This is a genomic window from Marinobacter daqiaonensis, assembly GCF_900115285.1.
Classification (GTDB): domain Bacteria; phylum Pseudomonadota; class Gammaproteobacteria; order Pseudomonadales; family Oleiphilaceae; genus Marinobacter; species Marinobacter daqiaonensis.
The window spans coordinates 2,063,318-2,088,771 of sequence record NZ_FOYW01000001.1 but is presented as its reverse complement, the minus strand read 5'-3'; the positions used below and the strand labels follow the sequence as shown (position 1 = coordinate 2,088,771).

General features: G+C 61.0%; 20 protein-coding genes and 2 pseudogenes. 6 read left to right on the top strand and 16 right to left on the bottom strand.

The features are described 5' to 3' along the window. Positions 1–78: 78 nt before the first annotated feature. Positions 79–528, bottom strand: a complete 450-nt coding sequence (locus BM346_RS09490; protein WP_092011362.1) for a potassium channel family protein — start codon at positions 526–528, stop codon at positions 79–81. A 2-nt stretch (positions 529–530) separates the two neighbouring features. Here BM346_RS09490 and BM346_RS18470 point away from each other — a divergent pair. From BM346_RS18470 to BM346_RS09475, 3 genes and pseudogenes are all read left to right on the top strand, one after another. Further along, positions 531–587, top strand: a pseudogene (locus tag BM346_RS18470) ((2Fe-2S)-binding protein); the annotation flags it as partial. Between the two features lie 74 nt (positions 588–661). Beyond that, on the top strand, positions 662–1,903 hold the full coding sequence (locus BM346_RS09480) for an efflux RND transporter periplasmic adaptor subunit (protein ID WP_167812610.1): 1,242 nt from the start codon (positions 662–664) through the stop codon (positions 1,901–1,903). Next, positions 1,900–5,016 (top strand): efflux RND transporter permease subunit, encoded by a 3,117-nt coding sequence (locus BM346_RS09475; RefSeq protein ID WP_092011356.1) that lies wholly within the window; start codon positions 1,900–1,902, stop codon positions 5,014–5,016. The genes BM346_RS09480 and BM346_RS09475 overlap by 4 nt, the downstream gene beginning before the upstream one ends. Before the next feature lie 21 nt (positions 5,017–5,037). Here BM346_RS09475 and BM346_RS09470 read toward each other — a convergent pair whose 3' ends face one another. From BM346_RS09470 to BM346_RS09420, 11 genes and pseudogenes are all read right to left on the bottom strand, one after another. Further along, positions 5,038–6,105 (bottom strand): GGDEF domain-containing protein, encoded by a 1,068-nt coding sequence (locus BM346_RS09470; RefSeq protein WP_092011353.1) that lies wholly within the window; start codon positions 6,103–6,105, stop codon positions 5,038–5,040. 71 nt (positions 6,106–6,176) lie between these two features. Then, positions 6,177–7,331 (bottom strand): AI-2E family transporter, encoded by a 1,155-nt coding sequence (locus BM346_RS09465; protein ID WP_092011350.1) that lies wholly within the window; start codon positions 7,329–7,331, stop codon positions 6,177–6,179. A gap of 144 nt (positions 7,332–7,475) precedes the next feature. Next, positions 7,476–8,252 carry an SDR family NAD(P)-dependent oxidoreductase gene (locus BM346_RS09460; protein ID WP_092011347.1) on the bottom strand — a complete coding sequence of 259 codons (777 nt, stop codon included), beginning with the start codon at positions 8,250–8,252 and terminating at the stop codon, positions 7,476–7,478. Next, positions 8,252–9,436 carry an acetyl-CoA C-acyltransferase gene (locus BM346_RS09455; RefSeq protein ID WP_092011344.1) on the bottom strand — a complete coding sequence of 395 codons (1,185 nt, stop codon included), beginning with the start codon at positions 9,434–9,436 and terminating at the stop codon, positions 8,252–8,254. Before BM346_RS09455 ends, BM346_RS09460 begins: the two co-directional genes overlap by 1 nt. Positions 9,437–9,489: 53 nt before the next feature. Next, a pseudogene (locus BM346_RS09450) lies at positions 9,490–10,797 on the bottom strand (3-hydroxyacyl-CoA dehydrogenase); the annotation flags it as partial. 258 nt (positions 10,798–11,055) lie between these two features. Beyond that, positions 11,056–12,855 (bottom strand): acyl-CoA dehydrogenase, encoded by a 1,800-nt coding sequence (locus tag BM346_RS09445; RefSeq protein WP_092013551.1) that lies wholly within the window; start codon positions 12,853–12,855, stop codon positions 11,056–11,058. 57 nt (positions 12,856–12,912) lie between these two features. Next, positions 12,913–13,611, bottom strand: coding sequence for an ABC transporter ATP-binding protein (locus BM346_RS09440; protein WP_092011338.1), 699 nt, complete (start codon positions 13,609–13,611; stop codon positions 12,913–12,915). After that, a complete protein-coding gene (locus BM346_RS09435) occupies positions 13,611–14,366 on the bottom strand; it encodes an ABC transporter ATP-binding protein (RefSeq protein ID WP_092011335.1) in 756 nt (251 codons plus the stop codon). Before BM346_RS09435 ends, BM346_RS09440 begins: the two co-directional genes overlap by 1 nt. Next, a complete protein-coding gene (locus BM346_RS09430; protein WP_227662836.1) occupies positions 14,363–15,634 on the bottom strand; it encodes a branched-chain amino acid ABC transporter permease in 1,272 nt (423 codons plus the stop codon). Before BM346_RS09430 ends, BM346_RS09435 begins: the two co-directional genes overlap by 4 nt. Before the next feature lie 35 nt (positions 15,635–15,669). Then, the gene (locus BM346_RS09425) at positions 15,670–16,614 is read right to left on the bottom strand and encodes a branched-chain amino acid ABC transporter permease (RefSeq protein WP_092011329.1); all 945 of its coding nucleotides are present in this window, start codon (positions 16,612–16,614) and stop codon (positions 15,670–15,672) included. Positions 16,615–16,685: 71 nt separating this feature from the next. Then, positions 16,686–17,942: a branched-chain amino acid ABC transporter substrate-binding protein gene (locus BM346_RS09420; protein ID WP_092011326.1), complete on the bottom strand. Its 1,257-nt coding sequence runs from the start codon at positions 17,940–17,942 to the stop codon at positions 16,686–16,688. 349 nt (positions 17,943–18,291) lie between these two features. Here BM346_RS09420 and BM346_RS09415 point away from each other — a divergent pair, with 349 nt between their 5' ends. Further along, positions 18,292–20,274, top strand: a complete 1,983-nt coding sequence (locus BM346_RS09415; RefSeq protein WP_092011324.1) for an acetoacetate--CoA ligase — start codon at positions 18,292–18,294, stop codon at positions 20,272–20,274. Positions 20,275–20,332: 58 nt separating this feature from the next. Here the strand turns inward: BM346_RS09415 and BM346_RS09410 are convergent, their stop codons facing one another. Next, entirely contained in the window at positions 20,333–21,577 is a 1,245-nt protein-coding gene (locus BM346_RS09410) for an acyl-CoA dehydrogenase family protein (protein WP_092011321.1), read from the bottom strand. Between the two features lie 82 nt (positions 21,578–21,659). Then, positions 21,660–22,061, bottom strand: coding sequence for a YkvA family protein (locus BM346_RS09405; protein ID WP_092011318.1), 402 nt, complete (start codon positions 22,059–22,061; stop codon positions 21,660–21,662). Positions 22,062–22,312: 251 nt separating this feature from the next. On the opposite strand from BM346_RS09405, the gene BM346_RS09400 reads away from it, so the two are divergent. Beyond that, entirely contained in the window at positions 22,313–22,765 is a 453-nt protein-coding gene (locus tag BM346_RS09400) for an META domain-containing protein (protein ID WP_167812611.1), read from the top strand. A gap of 16 nt (positions 22,766–22,781) precedes the next feature. Here BM346_RS09400 and BM346_RS09395 read toward each other — a convergent pair whose 3' ends face one another. Beyond that, positions 22,782–23,255 carry a DUF6231 family protein gene (locus BM346_RS09395; protein ID WP_092013548.1) on the bottom strand — a complete coding sequence of 158 codons (474 nt, stop codon included), beginning with the start codon at positions 23,253–23,255 and terminating at the stop codon, positions 22,782–22,784. Between the two features lie 75 nt (positions 23,256–23,330). Continuing rightward, complete coding sequence (locus BM346_RS09390) at positions 23,331–24,539, bottom strand: ammonium transporter (protein ID WP_092013545.1); 1,209 nt, start codon at positions 24,537–24,539, stop codon at positions 23,331–23,333. A 268-nt stretch (positions 24,540–24,807) separates the two neighbouring features. Here BM346_RS09390 and BM346_RS09385 point away from each other — a divergent pair, with 268 nt between their 5' ends. After that, positions 24,808–25,452 (top strand): ABC transporter ATP-binding protein, encoded by a 645-nt coding sequence (locus BM346_RS09385; protein ID WP_092011313.1) that lies wholly within the window; start codon positions 24,808–24,810, stop codon positions 25,450–25,452. Positions 25,453–25,454: the final 2 nt, after the last annotated feature.

Genomic DNA, 25,454 nt, shown 5'->3' with positions numbered 1-25,454 from the left:
TGGTTTTACCGCGACATTCTGTCCCACTGTCCAGTGCCCGCCAACCGGTAGACTGAGTGGCGCCTGAGTAAGGGGGCATTAGCGACTCGGCCAGTAGCGCTGCATTTCAACAAACAGGAATGAGGCACTCCAGGTGATCAGCACGAAGCCGGTGAGCCCTTGAATACCGGTCAGGTAACGCAGTATACCTACCGGTTCGATATCGCCGTAACCGAGGGTGGTGAAGGTCACGAAGGAAAAATAGACGGTATCCATGAAAGAGCCGGAGTAGCTGACGGTCAGCTGTCCCCAGCCATCGGCATGATGCATCAGATAATAGGCACCGGCGAAAAGCCATACCTCAACAGTGTGGGCAATCAGGATTCCCAGCACCGCCACCAGCAGCCGTAACTGGCGAATGGGTCGCATGTGGCCGAGCGAGGTGCTGAGCCGCATCAGGCACTCGTAATGAAAAAGCACGGCCAGAACCACGATCAGGCTGTTGATCACGGTGGCGGTAAGCAGACTGGCCTGACCAAGAATATCCATGTCGGAAAACCTGTTGTTTGTCGTATCGGCTCACACCAGGGCGTGGCAATGATGGATAATTCTGTGCCATGGACGCCGGCGGGTAAAGCCAGTACCTGTTCCGGAAGCTCCGGTTTTGATGAGAGACAGTTGCATGATGCGATATCTGATTCCCGCGGTGATACTGATCGCTGCGGTGGCGGTTTTCCAGATTCTCAAGCTGACCAGGCCGGAGCCTGAGGTCGCCGGCCAGACCGAGCGTTCCTGGCCGGTCCAGGTCATGCCGGCCACCCCCTCGGCCCATCGGCCCGCGTTGCCCGTCTACGGTGAGGTGACCGCGCCGGAGATGATGAATATTGTCGCATCGGTCTCCGGACGGGTCGCCCGGCGTCCGGTGTCGGAGGGGCAGCGGGTGGCCGAAGGGGAACTGCTGGTGGCCATGGATCCGGCGGATTTCCGGCCGCCCCTTGTCCAGGCCGAAGCCGAGGTGTCAGACCTGGAAGCACAGATACAGGGTGAGAAGACCCGTGCCGAAACGGACCGGGAGGCCCTGGCCCTGGAGCGGGCGGTTCGGGACAGTGCCAGGCGGCAACTGGAACGGACCCGCTCCCTGCTGGGCAATAACCTGGTCTCCCAGCGGGACCTGGACACTGCCCGTGACGCCCTGGAGCAGGCGAAGCTGGCGGTTATCATGCGGGAACAGAGCCTGGCGGAACATCCGGCCCGTCTGCGGAGCCTGGAGGCCAGGCTGGAACGGGCCGAGGCCGCACTGGCGATGGCCCGGCGGGATGCCCGGCGTTCGGAGGTGGCGGCGCCGTTCGACGGCATCGTGGCGCGGGTGGAGGTGGCCCCCGGAGACCAGGTGGCAGCCCGCAGTCCCTTGCTGTCGATCTATCAACCGGAGCGCCTGGAGGTCAGGGCCCGGGTGCCTTCCCGCTTCGCCAGCGGTCTTGAGATGGCAATGACGGAGGGCTCCGGAGTTGAGGCGATTTCAGAGGATGGCCGGATTCACCTTGAACTGGTCCGTTTCGCGGGGGAAAGCGACCCCCGGGGCCCTGAGGGCATTTTCCGGATAAAACAGGGAGGAACCCTGCTGCGTCCCGGTGCCATGTTGCCCCTGGTGGTGTTCAGACCGCCGGAGCGGGACGTGATTGCGGTTCCCTACAGCGCGCTGCACGGCATCGACAGCCTCTATGTGATGACAGAAGAGGGCCGCATGCACCGGGTAACCGTGACCCGGATTGGTGAGACCCTGCGGGACGATGGTCACCTGGATGCCCTGGTTCGCAGTGACCAGCTGGTCGGGGGCGAAAAAATCATCGTCACCCACCTGCCCAATGCCATCGAGGGGCTGAAGGTATCCGAGGTAGAGGCCAGGGAGGGCGCTGACGAATGAGGCGTCGGCGGGGTGTCATCGGTTTCTTTGTCCACCACCGGGTGGCCGCCAACCTGGTAATGATCCTCATGTTGCTGGCAGGTGCGCTGGCACTGACCCGGATGAACATCCAGTTCTTTCCTACCTTCGCCCTGGATGTGGTTAATGTAAGGGCGGTGTGGAGCGGCGCCTCTGCCGAGGATGTGGAGCAGGGTATTACCGACCCCCTGGAGCAGCGCTTCCGCAGTATCGAGGGCCTCAAGCGAATGACGTCCACCTCCGCCCAGGGCGTCGCCAGCATTACCCTGGAGTTCGAGGAAGGCACCGAGCCGATCCAGGCGGTGGATGACGTGCGTCAGCAGGTGGAGGAGTTCAACAACCTGCCGGCGGATGCCGAGACGCCCAGGGTCAGCCGTGTGGGGCGCTACGAACCGGTGGCCCGCCTGCTGATACACGGCGAGGTAGCCCCGGATGAACTGAGGCGCCTGGCGTACCGTTACGAGGACGAGCTGCTGCGCGCCGGCATTGACCGGGTACAACTGCGGGGGTTGCCTGCGCTGCAGATGAGCATTGATGTTCCGGCAGAGCGGCTGCAGGCCCTTGGCCTGTCCCTGGACGACATTGCCGACAGGATTCAGGCCATGTCACGGGATCTGCCCGCCGGACTGATGGGGCAGCAGGACGCCACCCGGGAACTGCGGGCCACCGGCCAGGGACGTTCTCCGGAGGATTTTGCCGATATCTCGGTGGTGGCCGGGGACCGGGAACGGATTCGTCTTGGCGATATCGCCATTATCCGTCAGCAGTCCCGGGACCAGCAGGTTACCCTGAGCCGGGATGGCCATCCGGCCGTGGAGCTTCAGCTGCTTCGGTCAGAGGACGGCCATTCCCTGAGAGCCGCCGAGGTCCTGCAGGACTGGCTGGACGAAACCCGGCCGGGACTCCCTCCCACTGTCGAGCTGGAGGTTTACGACGAGACCTGGGAGCTCATCGACCAGCGGATTTCATTGCTGATCAGCAATGGCCTTGGCGGGCTGGTGCTGGTGTTGCTGCTGCTGTACCTGTTCCTGCCAGGGCGGGTCGCCTTCTGGGTGGCGGTGGGTATCCCCACCGCTTTCCTGGCGGCGCTGGGCATCCTGTGGCTGTACGGCGGCTCAATCAACATGATCTCCCTGTTCGCCCTGATCATGGCCCTGGGGGTGATTGTTGATGATGCCATTGTGGTGGGGGAGGACGCCGATGCCCATGCCCGCATGGGTGAGGATTCCATCTATGCGTCGGAAGGCGCGGCAAAGCGCATGGTGTGGCCGGTGCTGGCGTCATCGCTGACCACCGTCGCTGCTTTTATGCCCCTGCTGGCGGTCAGTGGCGTGATCGGCAACATTCTTGGCGATATTCCCGTAGTGATGATCTGTGTGCTGGTGGCATCCCTGCTGGAATGCTTTATCGTGCTGCCCGCCCACTTGCGCCACGCTTTCGAGCCCGGCCGGAAGCGGCGCGATCCGGGCAGGATGGCGCGGGTTCGCGGGAGCTTCGACAGGGGGGTCGAGCGGTTCCGGCAGGGATTCTGCCGCCGCCTGTCCTCCTGGAGCCTGGCGAACCGGGGTATCGTGCTGGCATCGGTGGTGGCCCTGGCGGTGATGACCTTCGGCCTCCTGAAAGGTGATCGGATCGGGTTCAGTTTCTTCCCCACACCGGAGCCAAGCGTTCTTTATGCCAACGCCAATTTCGTGGCCGGCACCGACCGGGGTACGGTCGACCGATTTCTGGAGCATCTGCAGGAGACCCTCAACCAGACCAACGACGCCCTCGGTGGTGAGCTGATTCTTCACGCCGTCACCAGCCATGGCAGTACCCAGGGTGCCGGCGGCAGCGCCAGGAGCGGGGACGACGTCGGCTCCATCATGATAGAGCTGGCGGATCCCGACGACCGGGATGTGCGCAATACGCAATTCGTCAGGGCCTGGCGGGAGCGCATAAGGCTCCCCGCCGGCATGGAAAACCTGACCATCACCGAGCGCGAGGCGGGCCCGCCGGGGCGGGATGTGAATGTCCGTCTCACCGGCGCCGATGCCGCAACCCTGAAGCGGGCCGCGGAATCCCTGGCGGCCTCCATGCAGTCCCTTCCCGGCGTCATGGAGACCGAGGATGACATGCCCTGGGGTCGTGAGCAGCTTATCTATGAGGTATCGCCCATGGGCCAGAGCCTGGGCCTGACCACGCTCGAACTGGGTCGTCAGTTGCGAGCCGCCTTTGATGGTCGCGTCGTGCAGATCTATCAGGATGGCCGCGACGAGATCGAGGTTCGGGTCCAGCTGCCCGGGGAGCAGCGGGAACGCATCGGCACCCTGTCTCAACTGACCATTCGCCTGCCGGACGGTCGCTTCGTACCGCTGGACCAGGTAATGGACCTGACACCTCGTCAGGGCTTCGATGCCCTGCGCCACGCCGATGGTCGGCTTGCGGTGGAGGTGACGGCCCAGCTGGACCCGGCCCGGACCACCGCGGGCCAGATCCTCGGCTCCTTGCGGGAACACACCCTGCCGGACCTGGCGGATACCTGGGGCATCAGCTACAGCTTCGAGGGGCGTTCCGCCGACCAGAGGGAAACCCTGGCCGACATGAAAACGGGAGCCATTGCCGGTGTTGCCCTGATGTATGTGGTGCTGGTGTGGGTGTTCTCGTCCTGGACCACGCCGCTGATCGTCATGTCGATCATTCCCTTTGCCCTGATCGGCGCGCTTCTTGGCCACTGGCTGCTGGGCATGAAACTGACCATTCTGTCATTGTTTGGGCTGTTCGGACTGTCCGGCATCGTGGTCAATAGTGCCATCATCCTGGTGTCCTTTTACCAGGCCGAGCGCCGCAAGGGACGGTCGATCAATGAAGCACTGAATGAAGCGGTGGTGCAGCGGGTCCGGGCCGTGATACTCACTTCCCTGACCACCATCGGGGGCCTGTTACCACTGATGTTTGAAACCTCGTTGCAGGCGCAGTTCCTGATTCCGATGGCAACCTCCATTACCTTCGGGCTGGCGCTGTCCACTTTCCTGGTGCTGCTGGTGATTCCCGCGCTGATGTCCCTGCTGGAGCAGTTCCATCAGTGGCGTGAGCAACGGCATGAGCCGGCTTGACGGTGATTGCGTTTCACAGTCTCAGCCGGGGGAGAGAATCGCTGGTGATGTAAGCTCCGGGGGTGGGGGAATTATCCGATCGCGCCCTTCGTTCTTGGCCTGGTACAGGCGCTGGTCGGCGACGGCGAGCAGCGCCTGCAGGCTGTCGCCGTCCACGCCCAGCTCAGCCACGCCGGCACTCATGGTCAGGTGTATGGTCTGGTCATCGTGGCTGATACCCGTGCTTTTCAGGGCCTTGCGCAGGTCGTCGGCCACCTCCGCGGCCGCGGTGGTGGCGGTATTGACCAGTATGACACCGAACTCCTCACCGCCCAGTCGGCCGGCCAGATCGGTGCTGCGCAGCCGTCGTTGTAGCAGGTCCGCAAAGAACACCAGCGCCCGGTCCCCGGCTTCGTGGCCGAAGCGGTCGTTCACCTGTTTGAAGTGATCCAGATCGATAATCAGGAGCGACAGGGGTTGTTTCTCCCGGGTGGCCCGGCTCTTTTCACGTTCGAAGAACACCTTGATTCTTGAGCGGTTGGGCAGGCCGGTGAGAAAGTCGGTCTGCGCCATCCTGAGCAGTTGTGTTTCGCTGCGTTCACGGCTCACTTCGTAGACGTGGGAAAAAACAGTGATGCAGGCGGTAAGGACTACCATATTCGCAATGGATCGCGGATCCATGGCGCCTGGGTCTCCCTGGAAGCGATAGAGGAAGATCAGCGTGGCCACGGCAATGAAGAACAGGGAGAGCACCATGCCTGCCCTGCGCCCCAGCAGCAGGTGACTCACCAGCGGAATCAGCAGGACCCAGCCGAATACCGTGGCGCTGGCATTGGGGGTGGCCACTGCCACCATCATCGCACTGAAGAAAGGCAGAATGTACGCCAGAATCCAGCGCTCCAGGTAGCGGGTGTTGCGAACGGCCTGGAGGAGGGCGATGGAATATCCCGCCATTGCCCACTCGACGATGGCGATAAACCATGCGTCATTCCGGGCGTTGAGCACACCGAACAGGATGCCTCCGGCAATGGTAATGCAAAGAAGAGCAACCAGAACCGCCTTGCGGTGCGGGCGAGCGAGCTGGGTGAGGGTGTCCGGGTGTCTGTCCATGAGTTGTCGGGAGCTGGGCTGCAAAGGTGAATTGGAGCATAAAATAACTGTCGTTAAAATAGCCATGGCGGCTATTTCCCCAGCAATTCCCCGAGTCCCTGCAGGTTTTTCACATGGTCGCAAAGGGTTTTGGTCATCATCAGTATCGGTGTGGCCAGGATGAGTCCCACGGGACCCCAGAGCCAGCCCCAGAACAGCAGACCGATAAAGATGACTACCGGATTGAGGCTTGAGACCCGGCTGGTGAGCCAGGGTGTCAGCAGGTTACCCTGGATACTGGTAATGACCAGTGAAACGCCGGACACCAGAATCGCCATGTCCAGGGAACCGAACTGGATAAATGCGGCGGCTCCGGCGCCAAGGAATACCAGCAGAGGGCCCAGATAGGGGATGGCGCTGGCCACGCCTGCTATTACCCCCCACAGCAGCGACTGCTCCACCCCCATTGCAATAAACGACAGCCAGGTCACCACACCAACGAAGACCGCACCCAGGAGCATGACAAAGATGAACCGGCGCATCTGGGCGTGGAATTCGTTGAGCATCCGCGCCGCCCTGCGCATGCCGTGAAAACCCGGACCCGAAAGCCGCACGACCTTGCGTTTGTAGAGCTTGCCCGTGGCCAGCACGAAATAGACCAGGAACAATACTGAGAAGAGCTGCGCGACCATAATTATTGCCCCGGATGCCCGGTCAAGCAGGTATTCGCGAATGCTGAAGGGTTCATCAACAACCCGCACTGCGGTGGCCTGTACCCGACTCGGCTGGCTTTTCTCCTCGGATTTGGAAGCGCTTTCCTCGATTTCCTTTGCGGCCTCCTGGGCTTTCTCCATCATGCCTTCCGATTGCGGTTTGGCGGCGCTTTCCCGCTCGAACTGACGGACCGCGTCGGGAATCCGTTCCACCATCTTCATGGTTTGCGTCTGTAATGGTATGGCGGCCAGCACCAGAACGGCCACCAGGCCACTTAGAACAATAGCCGCACTGATGGGCCGGGGCATGCTGATCCGATCAAAGAGGGAAACCAGCGGGTCCAGGGCATAGCTGATCATGATGCCCGCCACCAACGGCAACAGGACCGCCTGGGCCCAGTCCAGGAACACAATAAACCCCAGGCAGGCGATTACGATGGGGGCGATGGAACGAAAGTTGATTGCGTGGGCGGCAACCGATCTGCCTTTTTGCTCAGTGCCGAAGGATGAGTTGTTGTCCGGATCCGGTTCCATTCCCTCCCTACTCCTTTTGGGTGGTGATGACTACAGGATGGCAACCTGCCGGCACCGGGTACAGGAATGCTGCGTGAAATTAATGGTATGGTAAGGATCGAGGGGAGGGAGGTGTCGGTCGCCCCGGAGGGCGACCGACCTGCTTTACAAAGGGCTGACCAGGTGGCCGCCGTCGACGGCAATCACCGAGCCGGTCATGAACTGACCGGCGTCACTGGCGAGCAACAGCATGGCGCCATTGAGTTCGTCCAGTTGGCCCAGGCGGCGCATGGGCACGCCGTTGCGGATAAAGGCCTGACCCTGTTCCGTGTCAAAGAAATCAGCATTGATCTCGGTCTTGAAATAACCGGGGGCAATGGCGTTGACGCGGATCTGGTGCCGGGCAAGTTCCAGGCCCAGGGACTTGGTGAGTTGCACTACCGCCGCCTTGGAAGTCGCATAGTGACTCAGTCCCTTGCCCACCCGCAGTCCCAGGATGGATGCGATATTGACGATGCTGCCGGGCCTGCCGGCTCTGGCCAGGCGCTGGCCCGCGCACTGGGCCACCCGCCAGACGCCGTCCAGGTTGGTCGCCAGCATCGCATGCCAGTCGTCCTCACTGATTTCCAGGGCCCGTGCCGCGCCGCCGATACCAGCGTTATTGAGGACGATATCCACCACCCCGAATGCCTTTTCGGCACTGTCGAAGGCAGCCTCGACACTGTCCCGGCTGGTTACGTCCATGGCTACCGGTAGGACCTCTCCACCGGTGTTACGGATGCTCTCGGCAAGCTTTTCCAGTTTTTCAACGCGACGGGCGCCGACAACAACCCTGGCCCCGACCTGGCTGCAGACTTCGGCAAAATGGGCGCCAAGGCCACTGGATGCACCAGTGACCATGACGGTTTTGCCTTTCAGGGAAAAGGCGTCGAGGGGGTGCATCACAGCACCTCGAACAGGCCCGCGGCACCCATGCCGCCGCCCACACACATGGTCACCACAACGTATTTGACGCCCCGGCGCTTACCTTCCAGCAGGGCATGGCCCACCATCCGCGCACCGCTCATACCGTAGGGGTGGCCGATGGAAATGGCGCCACCGTTCACATTCAGCCGGTCATTGGGAATGCCCAGCTTGTCGCGGCAGTAAAGCACCTGCACCGCAAAGGCTTCGTTCAGTTCCCACAGGCCGATGTCATCGATTTTCAGGCCGTGCTGCTTGAGCAGCTTGGGAATCGCATACACGGGACCGATGCCCATTTCCTCCGGCTTCAGGCCGGCCACGGCCATGCCCCGATAGGCGCCCAGAGGCTGCAGGCCGCGTTGCTCGGCCAGCTTTGAATCCATCAGTACACAGGCGCTGGCGCCATCGGAAAGCTGACTGGCGTTACCAGCGGTGATGCAGCCGCCTTCAATCACCGGGTTCAGGCTCTGCAGGCCATCGAGCGTGGTGGAGGGACGGTTGCCTTCATCCTTGTCGAGGGTAACTTCCTCGTAGGTGACTTCCTTGGTTTCCTTGTTCATTACTGCCTTGGTGGTGGTGACCGGAACGATCTCGTCGTCGAACAGGCCTTTTTCCTGGGCGGCGGCAGTGCGCTGCTGGGACTGCAGGGAATACTCGTCCTGGGCATCACGGCTGATACCGTAGACCTTGGCCACGTTCTCCGCGGTCTCCAGCATGGGCATGTAGGCGTGGGGTGCGTGCTTGATGACGGTCTCGTCCCGCTCGGCGGCCATCCATTCAAAGTTCTTTTGCTGAACTCGTGAGATGTTCTCGTGGCCAGCCCCGATGGCGATGTCCTGACCATCGAACATGATCTGTTTGGCGGCAGTGGCAATGGCCATCAGGCCGGAGGCACACTGGCGGTCCATGGTCATGCCGCTGACGTCCTGAGGCAGGCCAGAAGCCAGTGCCGCCAGACGTCCCAGGTTCATGCCGGCGGTCCCCGCGGGCATGGCGGTGCCCATGATCAGGTCTTCAATTTCCGCCGGGTCCACCTTTGAGCGCTCAACGGCGGCCTTGATGGCGAAGGAGGCCATGGTGGGGGACTTGGTGTTGTTGAACAGACCCCGGAAGGCTTTGCCGATGGGGGTCCGGGCGGTGGATACGATGACTGCTTCTCTCATGATCTCTTCCTCTTGGCGTGAAAAATGGGGTCTGACCCCGAGGCGTTCTCGACTCATATTTTTTCGATTCGGTTCCTTCCTTCGGCAACCAGCTTTTCCAGCAAAGGCGCCGGCTCGAACCACATTTTGCCGTAGTCACCCAGGGTATCGCGATAGTGGCGGATGGTTTCGAGGATTTTCTCGAGGCCAATCTGCTCAGCGTAGTGCATGGGGCCGCCGAGCCAGGCCGGGAAGCCATAGCCATAGATCCACACCAGGTCGATGTCGCCGCTGCGCAGGGCGATGCCCTCGTCAAGGATCTGGATGCCCTCGTTGATCAGCATGTACAGGCAGCGATCATGGATCTCCTCGTTACTGATCTCCCGGCGCTTGATGCCCAGATCGGCGGCGATCTCCTCCGCCAGCCGGTTCACTTCCGGATCTTCCTTCTTTTCCCGATCCTCGTAGATGTAAAAGCCGCGTCCGGTTTTCTGTCCGTATCGGTCCATGTGGTAGAGCTCGTCCGCCAGTCTGAAAAAGCTGGGGTCACGACCGATGTCACCGGGGTGGGCCTGCCGCACCATATAGCCGACATCGATGCCCGCCATGTCATACATGGCCAGTACCCCCATGGCCAGGCCAGTGGAGGTCATGACAGCGTCCACCTGGGCGGGGGTGGCGCCTTCCAGAACCAGCCGGTGGGCCTCGCGGGCGTAAGGTTCGAGCATGCGGTTGCCGATAAAACCAAAGCAGACGCCGGACACCACCGCGACCTTGCGGATGTTCTTCGCCATGTCCAGACAGGTGGCCAGAACGTCGTCTGCGGTCTTTTTGCCCCGGACGACTTCCAGGAGCTTCATGATATTGGCCGGGCTGAAGAAATGGAGGCCGATCACATCCTGGGGACGACTGATGGATGCGGCGATCTCGTCCACGTCCAGGTTGGACGTATTGGTGGCGAGGATGGTGCCGGGTTTGCAGACCTGATCCAGGGCGTTGAATACCTTCTTCTTGATGTCCATGCTCTCGAACACCGCTTCGACCACCAGGTCCACGTCCCCCAGGTCATCGTAGCTGAGCGTACCGGAGAGCAGCGCCATACGCTGGTCCATATCTTCCTGGCTGAGCCTGCCCTTGCTAACCGTACGCTGGTAGTTCTTGCGGATGATGTCCAGGCCCTTGTCCAGGGCTGCCTGCCTGAGTTCGAGCATGACCACCGGAATGCCGGCATTGGCGTAGTTCATGGCGATGCCGCCACCCATGGTGCCGGCGCCGATTACGGCCACCTTCCTGATCGGTCTTAGCTGGATGTCCGGGCTGATGCCGGGGATGTTGCTGGCTTCCTGCTCGGCCTGCTTTACGTGCTCCAGGGCCTGTTGCTGTTCGGGGGTGTAGTGGTCTTGGGGGGAGGTCATTGCTTGATGCTCCAGTGTTTACATTTGGAGTTTGAGGTTCGGGCTTTGGAGTCAGGCGAGCGGGCCGGGGATGGTTTTCCGGGACACGCCGTAAATCCGTCCATGGAGGCTCTTCAAAAACGTCCCTGTTTTTGAAGGTCCCGGAAAGCCATCCCCGTCCACTCGCTTCAGCCTTTCGGGTAACCGCACAAAGGCAATACTAGTTTTGACCAGGCATGAACAGCATTAGAACCAGTCGTTCCGCATATCCAGATTGTCACGGTTGCCTGCAATGAGCAGGCGCGCGTAACCATCCAGCGGGGCCAGCTCCCAGTTCATGAAGTATCGGGCGGTGTGTATCTTGCCCCGGTAGAAGGCCTCTTCGCTGCCCAGGGCACCGTTGCCAAGCGCCTTTTCCGCGGCCATGGCCTGCTTGAGCCACATCCAGCCCACCAGCACCTTGCCGAACATGTCCAGATACATGGTGGCGTTGGAAAGCCCGTGGTCGGGATCTGCCGCCAGCTGTTTCTGGAGTTCCGAGGTAACCGCCTTCAGGGTTTCCTGGGCCTGGGCGAGCTCGTCGGCCAGGTGCTCGCAGCCCGCCAGACCCGCTGCCTGGGACAGGGTCGCCTCGATGCGCCGCTGGAACTCCGCATAGCCATCGCCGCCCTTGGGCCCCAGCTTGCGACCCAGCAGGTCGATACCCTGGATGCCCTCGGTGCCTTCGTGAATCGGGTTGAGCCGGTTGTCCCGGTAAAGCTGCTCAAGAACGTAGTCACGGGTATAGCCCGCGCCGCCAAGTACCTGGATCCCCAGGTCCGAGGCCGCCACGCCGTATTTGGAGGGCCAGGATTTCACCATCGGGGTGATCAGGTCCAGCAACTCCGCTGCAGCCTTGCGCTCGCTCTCGTCCGGCGCGGTGTGGGCATCTTCCACCAGGGTGCTGGCATACAGGCACAGGGCCATGCTGCCCTCGGCATAGGCCTTCTGCATCAACAGCATGCGACGGACATCGGCGTGTTCGACGATGCGCACCTGGGGGGCATCCGGGTTCTTGTTGCTGACGGGGCGGCCCTGAGGGCGCTCGCGAGCGTAGTCCAGTGCGTGCAGGTAACTCTGGTAGCCCATGGCGGCGGCGCCCAGACCGACGCCGATGCGGGCCTCGTTCATCATCTGGAACATGTAGGTCAGGCCCTTGTGGGGCTCACCGACCAGATAACCGACGGCGCCATCTTTCTCACCAAAGTTGAGCACCGTCGAGGTGGTGTTGCGGTATCCCATCTTGTGGAGCAGGCCCGCCAGGGCCACATCATTGCGCTCCACCGGCTGGCCATGGTCGTCGAGGCGGAATTTCGGCACCAGGAACAGGGAAATCCCCCGCACCCCGGCGGGGGCGCCCTCGATCCGGGCCAGTACCATGTGGATGATGTTTTCCGTCAGTTCGTGGTCGCCTCCGGATATGTACATCTTGTTGCCAAACAGGCGGTAGCTGCCATCGCCCGCCGGCTTCGCGAGGGTGCGGAGGTCGCCCAGTGCGGATCCCTGGCCTGGTTCGGTCAAGGCCATGGTGCCGCTGTAGCGGCCATCCAGCATCGGCGGCAGGTACCTGTCCTTCAGTTCGTCGCTGCCAAAGCTCTTGAGCAGGTTGGCGGCACCGATGGTCAGGAAAGAGTAGGCGGTGCTGGAGACATTGGCCGCGTTGAAGTAGGCCATGCTGGCCCGCAGCACCACTTCCGGCAACTGGGAGCCACCATCGTCAAAATCGTGATGGGAGGCCAGGAAACCCGCTTCGGCAAAGGCATCCCAGGCCGGTTTGGTTTCCGGTATCAGGGTGACCTTTTTGCCATCGAAGGTGGGTTCGTTGGCATCCCCTTTCTGGTTGTGGGGCGCGAAGTACTGCTCGGCAATATCCCGGGCGGTATTGAGCGTGGCGTCGAAAATCTCCCGGTCGTGTTCCGCGTAGCGGGGTCGCTGCAGGAGGGACTCGGTATCGAGGACTTCGTAAAGCTGGAATTCAAGATCGCGGTCGTTAAGCAGTGTTGCCATTGATGTTTTCAGGTGCAGCATGCCCGGAGCAGTGGTCTGCTCCGGGCATGCTGAATCCTATACCTCCAGCCATTCTTTGCGGATTTCGGGGTTATTCCTCAGGTCTTCCGGGGTGCCCTCGAAGACAATCTCGCCTTCACCCATGATGTAGATCCGGTCGGCTATATCCAGGGCAATGGACAGTTTCTGCTCCACCAGCAATACGGCCAGGCCGTCTTTTGCCATCTGCTGCAGGATCGCCGCCACGTCGGCCACCACCTTGGGGGCCAGACCCTCGGTAGGCTCGTCCACGAGTATGCACTGGGGGTCGCCCATCAGGGCCCGGAACATGCTCAGCATCTGCTGCTCGCCACCGGACAGCACCTCGGCCGGGGTATGCTCCCGTTCCTTGAGACGGGGGAACCATTCGTAGACCTTCTCCAGGGTCCACTTCTCGCCGGTCTGACCCTTCTTCTTCATCCCCAGTTCGAGGTTCTGAAGTACCGACAGTCCCGGGAAAATGGCACGGTCCTCCGGCACGTAGCCGATTCCGGCGTGAGCGATGTCGTGGGGTGCCATGCCGCTGATGGTCTTGCCGTCGAACTCCACATGACCAACCGGTGCTACCAGTCCCATTACTGCCTTGCAGAGGGTGGACCGACCCACACCATTACGGCCGAGAAGGCTGACCACTTCACCGCGTTCGACTGTCATGTTGACGCCACGCAGCACGTGACTCTTGCCATAGAAGGCATTCAAATCCTGGATCTTGAGCATTAGTGGACCTCCGTACCGAGATAGGCTTCCTGTACCGCCGCGTTGTTGCGGATGTCTTCCGGGGTGCCGGTGGCGATGATCTCGCCATACACCAGTACGGAAATGCGATCGGCCAGTTCGAAGACCACGTTCAGATCGTGCTCCACCACTACCAGGGTGTTTTCGCCTGTCATCCGCTGGATAAGCTGGATAACGTCGTTGGCTTCCGTCCGGCTCATGCCGGCGGTGGGCTCGTCCAGCAGGATGACCTTGGCACCGGAGGCGACCGTACAGCCGATCTCCAGGGAGCGCTGCTCGGCGTAGGTCAGCAACTGGGCCGGGGTGTTGGCCTGGGTCGTCAGATTCAGCCGCTCCATGAGTTCGTTGGCGCGTTCGGTGACCGAGTCCTGCTTCAGGACGCTCTTCCAGAAAGCGTACTTGTGCCCTTCGGACCAGAGTAGTGAACAGCGCAGATTCTGCAGCACGGTCATGTTCTGGAACAGGTTGGTCACCTGGAAACTGCGACTGAGGCCCATGCGGTTGACCTTATGGGCGGGCAGGTTGTGTATGTCCTTCCCGAACAGCTTCACGGAGCCCTCGGAGACCTTGAGGCGTCCGCTGATCAGGTTGAACAGGGTGGATTTGCCGGCCCCGTTGGGGCCGATGATGACGTGCTTTTCGTGCTCATGGATATCCAGGTTCACACCCCGGATGATCTCGGCTCGCCCGAAGTTCTTCTTGACGCCTTTGAGTTCCAGTGCGTTACGGGTGCTCATGCTTTACCTCCCTCTGTCTTGGCGCCGGTACGGCGGGCGAGCATCGGCTTGGCGTGCAACAGCATTGCACCGAAGCCGGCAATGGCAATGGCGAAGGATACCAGCCAGGGCATGGCGCCGGTGGCATCAACGGTAAAGCCCATCAGGCCAAAGGGTGCACTGGGGTCCCAGCTGCGGAAGTAGTGATAGGAAAGCTCGATCACGCAGACCAGGCCGAAGATTCCCACCAGGCCGGCAAGAAGCAGGTAGAGGCGGATGCCGGTATTGCCTTTCCAGCCACCGGCTTTCCAGGACAGGTATTGCAGATGAATCACACCGACGATTCCCATGGGGGCGAACATGACGATGCCGATGAACAGCAAGCCGAAGTAGAGTACCCAAGCGTCGGTATAGGTGGAGAGTGAGCTTTCCAGAATGGTTACGATGGAAGCGCCGACAATGGGGCCCACGAAGTAGCCGATGCCACCAATATAGGTGCCCAGAAGGACGGCACCGGACTGGATCTGGCCAACCACCTCATCGTTGACGATTTCATCGGACAGCACGTGCAGACCGCCCGCCAGACCCGCAAAAAGAGCCGACAGCACGAACTGGAAGAAGCGCACGAAGGTCGGATCATAACCGACGAACTGGGCCCGCTCGGGATTGTCCCGCACGGCGTTTGCCATCCAGCCCAAAGGTGTCTTCTTCAGCAGGTAGATGAGAATGGCGGCTACCAAAGTCCACGCTACGATCAGATAGTAGGTGCTGACGCTTGAACCGTAGTCGATACCGAACATTGAGGGAGCGTATGTCCGGTCGCCGAATAGCCCCGCCTCGCCACCGAAGAAGTCTGTGAACATTAGTGAGCTTGAGTGTACCAGGGCGCCCACGCCCAGGGTGATCATGGCGAACACAACGCCAGCCCGGCGCACGGAGACGGCACCGAAGATGATGCCGAAGCCCATGCCGGCCAATGCACCCACCAGCGGTATCAACTCAAGGGGCAGACCTTCGCCGCCGGCTTCGTTGACCATTCTCAGTACGTGCATGGCGACGTAGGCACCCAAACCGAAGTAGACCGCATGACCAAAGGACAGCAGCCCGGTGTTTCCCAGCAACATGTTGTAGGACAGGGCAAAGATGATCGCAATGCTCATGTGACTCATCAGGTTGATGTCGTGACCCGAGTCGAAAATATGCGGCAGGATGATTGCCACAATCGGGATGACCACCCAGGGCCATAACTTCAGCAGGCTGGGTTTGCCCACTGCGGTATTGGTAGCCATAGACTTGGTTTCCTGTTGCGTTGTTGTTGTGGTTGTCATGCTTCACGCTTCCCGAACAGTCCGCGGGGTCTGAAGATCAGCGTCAGGACCAGCAGCAGGAACGGCAGAACCGGTGCGATACGGGTTGCCTCCATATGCCACAGGACGCCGAAAAAGCCGGAATCCTCAATACCCAGGGTGCCGATGGTCTCCGCCAGGGAGAAATTGACCGACAGGAAGAAGGTTTGCAGGATGCCGATGATGAGCGAGGCCACCAGTGCTCCAGGTACGGAACCCAGGCCGCCGAGTACCACCACCACGAAGACGATTGGGCCCATCATGAATGCCATGCCAGGGTCCGTGACAAACTGGATACCACCGACCACGCCACCGAGGCCGGCCAGGGCGCAACCAAAGGCAAACACCAACATGAAAACGCGGGGCACGTTATGTCCCAGGGCGCCAACCATGTCCGGGCGGGACAGGGAGCCTTGAATGACCAGGCCGGCACGGGTCTTTTTGAGCAAGACCCAAAGGCCCACGAACATGGCGACCGCCACCAACAGGATGAAGACCTTGAACATGGAGTAATCAAGGCCGAACAGATTGAATGCGGTGAAGTTCAGTGCGTCAGGCATCTTGTAGGGTACCGGAACGGTTCCCCAGAACAGCGCAACCAGCTCCTCGATCACATAGGCCAGGCCGAACGTGAAAAGGAGTTCCGGCACGTGCCCGAACTGGTGCACGCGGCGCAGGCCGTATCGTTCAACTATGGCTCCAACGGACCCTACCAGTATGGGGGCGATGAACAGAGCAACCCAGAAGCCGGTAGCCTGGCCAAGGGTGTAGGCAAAGTAGGCGCCCAGCATATAGAAACTGGCGTGGGCGAAGTTCAGGACACCCATCATCCCGAAAATGAGCGTCAGGCCGCTGGACATCATGAACAGCAGCGTGCCATAGAGCACGCCATTCAGTATGGAATATGCGATGGTTTCGAGCATGGTGAGACCAATTCCTGGTTATTGTTCTGGAAGGCTCCGGTGGCATTGCGCCACCGGAGTATCGCTCGGGGTTATGGGCGTTTCATGTTGCAGCTGGTCTCGTCCGTGGCCTGCTCAACGGGAATGTTGGCAACGGTACGGAACCCTACGCCGGAGTTGTCGGCGTCATACTTGGCGTCAGCGTCCATGACGGAGATGTACAGGGGCTGCAGGGCCTGGTGGTCCTTGGCGCGCATGGTGACCGTGCCGGTCGGGGACTCGAACTGCATGCCTTCCAGTGCATAGGCAATGGCGTCCACGTCTTCGGCATTACCGACCTGCTCGATGGCATCCTTGAGCATGTACATCTGGTTGTAGACACGATGGTAGTACCAGTCGATTTCCGGGTAGCGTTCCTTGAAGTCGACGAACCACTGCTCGTATTCCTCCAGACCTTCGTCAACGTTCACGTCGGCATGCCATTCGGTGACCTGGTAGACCTTGTCTTCACCGCGGGCTCCTATCGCCGCTGGAGTACCCAGGCCGCCGCCATAGTAGGTGTAGATGTCGACGTCGAGGCCAGCGCTGTCAATCGCCCGAACCAGCAACGACAGGTCATTACCCCAGTTGCCGGTGACCACAGTGTCCGCGCCGGACTGCTGGATTCTGGCTACATAGGGGGCGAAGTCACGGACCTGGGCGATCGGGTGGAGCACGTCGCCCACCACTTCAACGTCCATGTCTTTCTCGTCGATCAGGGTCTTCATGTGGTTGGAAATGAATTGACCGTGGGAGTAGTCCTGGTTGATCAGGAAGAGCTTATTGATCTCCTCCTGGTCCTTCATGTAGTTGGCCAGGGCTTCCAGCTTGATCGCACTGTTGGCATCGAACCGGAAGTGGTAGAAGCTGCAGCGCTCGTTGGTCAGGGCCGGGTCAACGGCGGCGTAGTTCAGGTACAGCACCTTGTTGTCGGCGTTGCGGCGGTTGTTACGGTCCACCGCTTCGACCATGGCGCCGGCCACATTGGAGCCGTTGCCCTGGGTGACGAAATTGATGCCCTGGTCAACGGAACGCTGGATCAGCTGCACGGACTCGGACGGGCTCTGCTTGTTGTCCATGGCCACGATTTCGACGTTGCGGCCAAGGATGCCGCCTTCCTTGTTGATCTGTTCGGCGGTGAAGCGGAAGTGCTTCAGGCCTGCGTCGCCAACGTTGGCGAAGGGCCCGGACAGCGGCTCGATGTAGGAAATCCGGATCGGATGGTTGTCAGCGTAGGTGACTGAGGAAATGGCCATGGTCAGGCCAATCATGGTGCCGGTAAAGACACCGGTCTTGTTCTTTCTTGTCATGATGTTCTCCTGCTTACCACTACCACCATGGCAGTGGACTTTTTGTAATTGTTCGATAGAGTTTCAAACTGTATAGCGAGCGCTTGTTCTATTCAATGTCGTGAACCATTATTTTTCCCTATGAAAATGAATTTCAAAATTCGTCCTTTTCAGGCTGTTAGGGTCAGCCTGACAGTTGACAGGTATAGTTGATTAAATCAACCACTTCAACAGAAAGTTGAGGATTTACCCGATTTTTACTGTAGCCCGAATCCGCAGATTTGCACGGGCTGCGAGGTTGGCCGGCAAGGCCGGACATGAAGATGCCGACATGAACCCCCGAACACCTACAATAAGACAGGAGCACACCATGACAGACCAGACGCCAGAGCTACTCTGGACCCCGGACAGAGAACGGATCGAGAACAGCCGGATGCACGACTTCATGCAGTGGCTGATGCGCTACCGCGGTCTTGAATTCGATGGTTATCATCAGCTCTGGCAGTGGTCCGTGGACAGTCCGGAAGATTTCTGGGGGGAGTTCTGGAAATATTTCGACATTCCCCATTCGGTTCCCTACGAGCGGGTTCTGGACAGTTACCGCATGCCTGGTGCCAAGTGGTTCGAGGGGGCGCGTCTCAATATGATCGAGCAGGCCCTGCGCTTCCACGAGGATGAGCCGGGGCGGCCGGCGGTCATTTCCCGTTCCGAGATCCGGCCCCTGCAGGAGCTGTCCTGGGGGGACATGAAAACCCAGGTGTCCTCGCTGGCCCACAGTCTCCGGGAGATCGGGGTGAAGTCCGGCGACCGGGTGGTGGCCTATCTGCCCAACATCGAGGAAGCCCCGGTGGCGTTCTATGCCTGCGCCAGCATTGGCGCCATCTGGTCCAGCTGTTCGCCGGACATGGGCACCCGCAGCGTCATCGACCGCTTCCGCCAGATCGGGCCCAAGGTGCTTATCGCGGTGGATGGCTATCGGTACGGCGGCAAGGATTTCAATCGCCTGGAGGTGGTGCGACAGCTGAAGGAGGAACTGCCCACCCTGGAGCACGTGATACTGCTGCCTTACCTGGACCCGGACGCTTCCCTGGAGGGCAGCGTTCCATGGAATGACATGCTGTTCCACGACGTTCCCATGCATTTTGAACAGGTGCCTTTTGACCATCCCCTCTGGGTTGTCTATTCCTCCGGCACCACGGGCATGCCCAAGCCCATTGTTCACAGCCACGGTGGCGCGCTGCTGGAGGGGCTCCAGGGCCAGGGTCTGCACATGGACCTGCAGCCTCACGACCGCTACCTCTGGTTCACCACCACTGGCTGGATCATGTGGAACGCCCAGATCGGCGGGCTGCTGCTGGGCAGTACCATCTGTATCTACGATGGCAATCCCGGTTACCCGGACCTGGGCACCCTGTGGCGGTTTGCCGGCGAGGCCGGGGTGACCTTCTTCGGAGCGGGGGCAGCCTACTTCCTCAATTGCAAGAAGGCAGGGATCCATCCAGGGGATTATGCGGACCTCGGCGCCATCCATTCCGTTGGATCGACTGGCTCGCCGCTGCCGGAGGAGGGTTACCGGTGGATCATGAATGAGCTGGGCGAGCATGTTCTGGTGGCGCCCATCAGCGGCGGCACCGATGTGGCGGCCTTCTATGTGGGCTGCAACCCCATTCTCCCGGTCTACGCCGGCGAGATGCAGTGCCGGACCCTGGGCACCGCGGTGTATGCCTTTGACGAGGACGGCAATGCCCTGGAGGACGAGGTCGGCGAGCTGGTGGTCACCAAGCCGATGCCCTCCATGCCCCTCTATTTCTGGGGCGACGAGGGCGGACAGCGCTATCATGACAGTTATTTCGACACCTACCCGGGTATCTGGCGTCACGGCGACTGGATCCGCATCACCCCCCGTGGTGGAGCGGTCATCTACGGCCGCTCTGACACCACCATCAATCGCCAGGGTGTGCGCATGGGCACCGGCGAGATCTACCGGGTGGTGGAAGAAATTCCGGAGGTGATGGACTCCCTGGTTGTGGACCTGGAATACCTCGGGCGGGAATCCTACATGCCCCTGTTCGTGGTGCTCCGTGAGGGTGCCGAACTCAATGACCATCTCAGGGGGCGTATCCGGTCGGCGATTCGCGACAACCTTTCCGCCCGCCATGTACCCAACGAGATTATCGAGGTGAAGGAGATCCCCTACACTCTCACCGGCAAGAAAATGGAACTGCCCATCCGCAAGCTGCTGCTGGGCAAGCCCCTGTCACAGGTGGCGAGTCCGGATGCCATGGCCAATCCGGACAGCCTGGATATCTATATCCGCTTTGCGGAGGAAAGAGGAACCGCACCCGAATCCTGAAGGGCGGGTGGGGCAAGGCTCGCGAAGAGCGAGCCGATGCCCCATCCGAAAACGGATTTCAGAGGTTGTAGTAGGCGGCCGTGGAGCCGCGATTTTCTTTCGCGCGCTCCAGTTCGGCCCGGGCCACGGTGCGCAGGTGCACCTCGTCGGGGCCATCCAGGAAACGCAATGCCCGCCCCCAGGTCCACAGGTAGGCCAGGGGAGTGTCCGGGGTGAGCCCCATGGCGCCGAAAACCTGCATCGCCCGGTCCACCACCCGGGTCTGCAGGCGGGCAGCCACCAGCTTGATGGCGGAGACATCCACCCGGGCGGCCTGGTTGCCATAAGTGTCCATTTTCCAGGCGGCCTGCAGTACCAGCAGCCGGGCCTGGTCGATCTCCAGGCGGGACTCGGCGATCCAGTCCCTGACGTTCTCATACTCGCTGAGGAACTTGCCAAAGGTGCGCCTTTCCAGGGCCCGCTCGGTCATCATTTCCAGGGCCAGCTCGCACTGACCGATGGTGCGCATGCAGTGGTGTACCCGTCCCGGCCCCAGGCGGGCCTGGGCCATGGCGAAACCTTCCCCGGGTTTGCCCAGCAGATTCTCTGCCGGCACCCGCACCTGGCGGAAGGCGATCTCGCAATGCCCCTCCGGGGAGTGATGCTGCATGATGGGGATATTACGCACCACCTCCAGCCCGGGAGCGTCCATGGGCACAATCACCATGGAATGCTGGCTATGGCGGTTATCATTGGGAACGTCGTCGCAGCGACCCAGCACGATGGCAAACCGGCAGTTGGGATGGTTGGCGCCGGTAATGAACCACTTGCGGCCGTCCACCACGTACTCGTCGCCATCCCGGCGAATGGTGGTGCTGATGTTAGTGGCATCGGAGGACGCCGCGTCCGGCTCACTCATGGCAAAGCAGGAACGGATGGTGCCGTCCAGCTGCGGCTTCAGCCATGTTTCGTACTGCTCGGGGGTGGCAAAGCGGTGCAGCAGCTCCATGTTGCCGGTGTCCGGTGCGCTGCAGTTGAAGACTTCAGCTGCCCAGGGCAGACGCCCCATTATCTCCGCAAGGGGAGCATAGTCCAGGTTGGTCATGGCGGTGCCGGGCTCGTTTTCCCGCAGTTCCGGAAGGAACAGGTTCCACAGGCCGTCCTCCCTTGCCTGGGCTTTCAGGGGCTCGACAATATCCAGCGGGTAGCGGCCGGATTCGGCGGTATTCAGCCAGTCACTGTTACGGGGCAGGACATGCTTCTTCATGAAGCGCCGCATCAGGTCCTGCACCTGGCGAGCCTCCTCCGAGTAGTCAAAATCCATTGGCAGCCTTCAGGTTGTCGGGTTGGGGCGTGTGACCATAGGAAAGACTAGCGAAACATCAGCCCGGGAGCGTTGATGCACATCAAGCCCCCTCCTCTTTCAGTTCTTTCCAGGCTGCATACCGGTGCAGGTCGTCCTCGACCCACGCCAGGCACAGGGCAACCACGCCGGCATCGTCGATGAATCCGACACCCACAAGCACATCGGGAATCAGGTCCAGTGGGTTCAGCACATACAGCAGCGCACCGGCGATGGCGGCGATCGACTTCCAGGGAATCGTGCGGTAATTACCCTTCAGGTAGTCCCGCAACAGTGAAAACATCAGCTTGATATCGGTGGAAAAGCGCCGCAGCCTGCCACTGCTGCGGACTTTCTCCTCGATCTTCTTCTGCCGTTGCAGCACCGTTTCAACATCCGCCTGATCAACATTACTGCTTTCCCGGTCCAGTTCCTCTTGCGCCTGTTTTGAAGTGATTGAGGTCATAGAAGCTCCCTGTTGCTGGGGTTCGGATAGTATGAGTCTAACACCGGATCGGGCCCGGTGTGGTGGCATTTTGAGGTCCCTGGGACGCTCAGTCACATGACAGATCTGGGGCGGCAACCGAATGCGTGTCTCACTTGGGGGTATTTTTTCTGGCTGGCAAATACCGGATCCGCTCCGGGCTGGTATCATGCAATTTGGTTCCGAATCCGTGCCCTATCCGGGCCAGGTCAGCAATGCAAGGGAGGTTCGATATGAAAGGAATGAAGGTTATCCGGCTAGGCATCGTTTGGGGTCTCGCCCTTCTGATGGTGGCCTGTGCATCCGGACCATCGCCGCAGCGCGGTGCCATCCCCACCGCACCATTGACCAACACCTACTGGAAACTCACGGCGCTCGGTGGTGAGGAGGTGGCCGTGCCGGCGGGGGAGCCCGGCGAACCTCATTTGATTCTTCGGGACGACGGCAAGGTGAACGGTTTCAGTGGCTGCAACCGGTTTGTGGGGGAGTACACCGTCCAGGGCGAGAACCTGCTGTTCGATTCCATGGCCAGCACCCGTATGGCATGCCCCGAAGACACCTATGAAAGCCGGCTCTATGAGGCCTTCGCCAGCACCGCCGGCGTTTTCCTCCAGGGCAAGGTGCTCAAGCTGCTCGACGACCAGGGTCGTGAACTGGCACGGTTCGAGGCGGTGGCGCTGCCCTGACCTCCGGAGCCGCCGGTTACCACCTCGCCTTGCCCCACATCTCCGGGTTGGCCCAGTTCCGTGGATTGTTCCAGTCCCGTTTCCGGTTGTAAGTGTCGATGTTGTAGGTATAGAGAGTGAAGCCTTCCTCATGCCCGGTGGCGCCCTGGCGCACGAAGCCGAGGGCGATGAAGTCAGTGAAGGCCCAGTCACTGCTGTTGCTTATCAGGGCGGCGATCTGACGATTGCCGAGGTTTCGCAGCTGGCCCAGCAACACGCTGCCCTGTCGCGGGTCCAGTTCCTCCAGCGTGTCGCTGATGATGGCCAGGTCGTGGGGAACGGCGCCATGACCGGTCAGCTCCCCGGACGTGGGTTCCAGGAGTTCGACCGTTGCATCGGGATGATACTGGTGCCAGCGTTCCGCCGCTGCCCGGGCATGGTGGCCCGCCGCCAGCAACGAGCCCGGCTGACAGTCTTCAATCATGGCCTGGAAAAGTGCCTGGGCGTTCATGGTGGAGTCCTTATACACTGAGGTTTCCGGTCATGATACGCCCGATGGCGGGCAACGGCTTCCCCGCGCCGACATTTACTCGAAGGAGGTGGCCCCAATTCGGTGAATGCTGATATCGGCACCTTCGAACTCCTCCTCCTGGGTCAGCCTCAGACCAGACACCTGGCGAACCAGCCCGTAGATGACCAGGCCGCCGATGAAGGCGATCAGCATGCCCGCAAGCGAGCCCAGTAACTGGGATGCGAAGCTGACACCACCGAGCCCACCGAGACCGGTCTGGCCGAAGATTCCCGCGGCGACACCGCCCCAGAGCCCGCAGACACCGTGCAGCGGCCAGACGCCGAGCACGTCGTCCAGTCGCTCGATGCGATTCTGGGCCCACTCGAACAGGTAGACAAAGATGGCCCCGGCGATGCCGCCGGTAACCAGTGCCCCGATGGGGTGCATCAGGTCCGAGCCGGCGCACACCGCCACCAGCCCGGCCAAGGGTCCGTTGTGGATGAAGCCCGGGTCCTTGCGGCCAACCAGCATCGCCACGATGGTGCCGCCAACCATGGCCATAAGGCTGTTGACCGCCACCAGGCCGCTGATGCCGGTCAGGGTCTGGGCCGACATCACGTTGAAGCCGAACCAGCCTACGGTGAGAATCCAGGCACCGAGGGCCAGGAACGGGATATTGGAGGGCGCAAACGCGACGACCCGGCCATTGCGGTAGCGGCCGTTGCGGGCGCCCAGCAACAATACTGCGCCGAGGGCGATCCATCCGCCGACACCGTGAACCACGACGGATCCGGCGAAGTCATGGAAAGGGGCGCCAAAGCTATTCTCGAGCCAGGCCTGGAAACCGAAATTGCCGTTCCAGACAAGACCCTCGAAGAAGGGGTACAGCACGGCCACGACGAGGCCGGAAGCAATCAGCATCGGATAGAACCGGGCCCGCTCGGCGATCCCCCCTGATACGATGGCCGGTATGGCGGCGGCAAAGGTGAGCAGGAAAAAGAACTTCACCAGCTCGTAGCCCTGATTCTGGGTCAGGGTTTCAGCGCTGCCGAAAAAGTGGCTGCCATAGGCGATGTAGTAGCCTATGAAAAAGTAGGCGATGGCGGAAATGCCGAAATCGGTAATGATTTTTACCAGAGCGTTGACCTGATTCTTGTGGCGGACAGTACCAACTTCCAAAAAGGCAAAGCCGGCGTGCATGGCGAGTACCATGACGGCGCCGATCAGGAGGAAAAGGGTATTCGCACTGTCGGTCAGGGTATGTACAGCTGATGAAATATCCACGGACTGGAGCGCTCCCGGGTCGATGATTGTTTCGGATGGCGCACGGTGGTGCGCCTTTTCCGGTGACTGAGCCGTCACTCCAGCAAAAAATGGTCCGGCATGGTGCAAATCGAGAACTGGCGGGAGGTTGCGTGATTTTAAATGGTGCGAGACTGTTTGTTTCAACTCGGAATCGAAGCGGTTATGCACAGAGTTTGTGCAGAAAAACGAGGCATGCACTGCCCCTGTGCCTGCGGGCTGCTCAGCACATCAGCTCCGGTGCGCGCCCATGTTGAGTGTTACGGGCCTGGTCAAACGGTTTGAGTCGTCCGGTGATACCGTCAGGGTCTTCGATGGCCTTTCGTTCAGCATCGCCGCAGGCCGCTCCCTGGCGCTCACCGGCCCGTCGGGCTCCGGCAAGAGCACATTGCTGAACATACTGTGCGGCCTGGAGAGCTTCGACGAGGGCAATGTGCGACTGCTCGAGCGGGAGGTCGATGGCCTGCCGCGGGATGCCTGGGCGGACCTGCGCCGCCGCCATATCGGGGTGGTATTCCAGGACAGCAACCTGATGCCCACCATGACCCTGGCTGAGAATGTCCGGCTACGGGCCGGGCTGGCGGGAAGGTCGACCGAAGGCACCGGCGATTGGCTGGAGCGACTGGGGCTGGCAGGGCTGGAGCAGCGATACCCGGATCAGGTCTCCGGTGGCCAGCGCCAGCGGGCCGCCCTCGCCATGGTGTTCGCCATGGAGCCGGAGCTTGTGCTGGCGGACGAACCCACCGGCAGTCTTGACCGACAGACCGCCCACACTGTGGCGGATGCACTTTTTCGCTGGCAGCGGGAGGTGAATGCCACACTCGTTCTGGCCACCCACGACCTGCCCCTGGCTGATCGCTGCGACGACGGTCTGGATCTGGCGGGGGGCGCCTGAGC

Excerpts from the sequence above, each read along its gene's own strand:
- BM346_RS09490 (WP_092011362.1), bottom strand. The coding sequence starts at position 528 with ATGGATATTCTTGGTCAGGCCAGTCTGCTTACCGCCACCGTGATCAAC.
- BM346_RS09480 (WP_167812610.1), top strand. The coding sequence starts at position 662 with ATGATGCGATATCTGATTCCCGCGGTGATACTGATCGCTGCGGTGGCG.
- BM346_RS09475 (WP_092011356.1), top strand. The coding sequence starts at position 1,900 with ATGAGGCGTCGGCGGGGTGTCATCGGTTTCTTTGTCCACCACCGGGTG.
- BM346_RS09470 (WP_092011353.1), bottom strand. The coding sequence starts at position 6,105 with ATGGACAGACACCCGGACACCCTCACCCAGCTCGCTCGCCCGCACCGC.
- BM346_RS09465 (WP_092011350.1), bottom strand. The coding sequence starts at position 7,331 with ATGGAACCGGATCCGGACAACAACTCATCCTTCGGCACTGAGCAAAAA.
- BM346_RS09460 (WP_092011347.1), bottom strand. The coding sequence starts at position 8,252 with ATGCACCCCCTCGACGCCTTTTCCCTGAAAGGCAAAACCGTCATGGTC.
- BM346_RS09455 (WP_092011344.1), bottom strand. The coding sequence starts at position 9,436 with ATGAGAGAAGCAGTCATCGTATCCACCGCCCGGACCCCCATCGGCAAA.
- BM346_RS09445 (WP_092013551.1), bottom strand. The coding sequence starts at position 12,855 with ATGGCAACACTGCTTAACGACCGCGATCTTGAATTCCAGCTTTACGAA.
- BM346_RS09440 (WP_092011338.1), bottom strand. The coding sequence starts at position 13,611 with ATGCTCAAGATCCAGGATTTGAATGCCTTCTATGGCAAGAGTCACGTG.
- BM346_RS09435 (WP_092011335.1), bottom strand. The coding sequence starts at position 14,366 with ATGAGCACCCGTAACGCACTGGAACTCAAAGGCGTCAAGAAGAACTTC.
- BM346_RS09430 (WP_227662836.1), bottom strand. The coding sequence starts at position 15,634 with ATGGCTACCAATACCGCAGTGGGCAAACCCAGCCTGCTGAAGTTATGG.
- BM346_RS09425 (WP_092011329.1), bottom strand. The coding sequence starts at position 16,614 with ATGCTCGAAACCATCGCATATTCCATACTGAATGGCGTGCTCTATGGC.
- BM346_RS09420 (WP_092011326.1), bottom strand. The coding sequence starts at position 17,942 with ATGACAAGAAAGAACAAGACCGGTGTCTTTACCGGCACCATGATTGGC.
- BM346_RS09415 (WP_092011324.1), top strand. The coding sequence starts at position 18,292 with ATGACAGACCAGACGCCAGAGCTACTCTGGACCCCGGACAGAGAACGG.
- BM346_RS09410 (WP_092011321.1), bottom strand. The coding sequence starts at position 21,577 with ATGGATTTTGACTACTCGGAGGAGGCTCGCCAGGTGCAGGACCTGATG.
- BM346_RS09405 (WP_092011318.1), bottom strand. The coding sequence starts at position 22,061 with ATGACCTCAATCACTTCAAAACAGGCGCAAGAGGAACTGGACCGGGAA.
- BM346_RS09400 (WP_167812611.1), top strand. The coding sequence starts at position 22,313 with ATGAAAGGAATGAAGGTTATCCGGCTAGGCATCGTTTGGGGTCTCGCC.
- BM346_RS09395 (WP_092013548.1), bottom strand. The coding sequence starts at position 23,255 with ATGAACGCCCAGGCACTTTTCCAGGCCATGATTGAAGACTGTCAGCCG.
- BM346_RS09385 (WP_092011313.1), top strand. The coding sequence starts at position 24,808 with ATGTTGAGTGTTACGGGCCTGGTCAAACGGTTTGAGTCGTCCGGTGAT.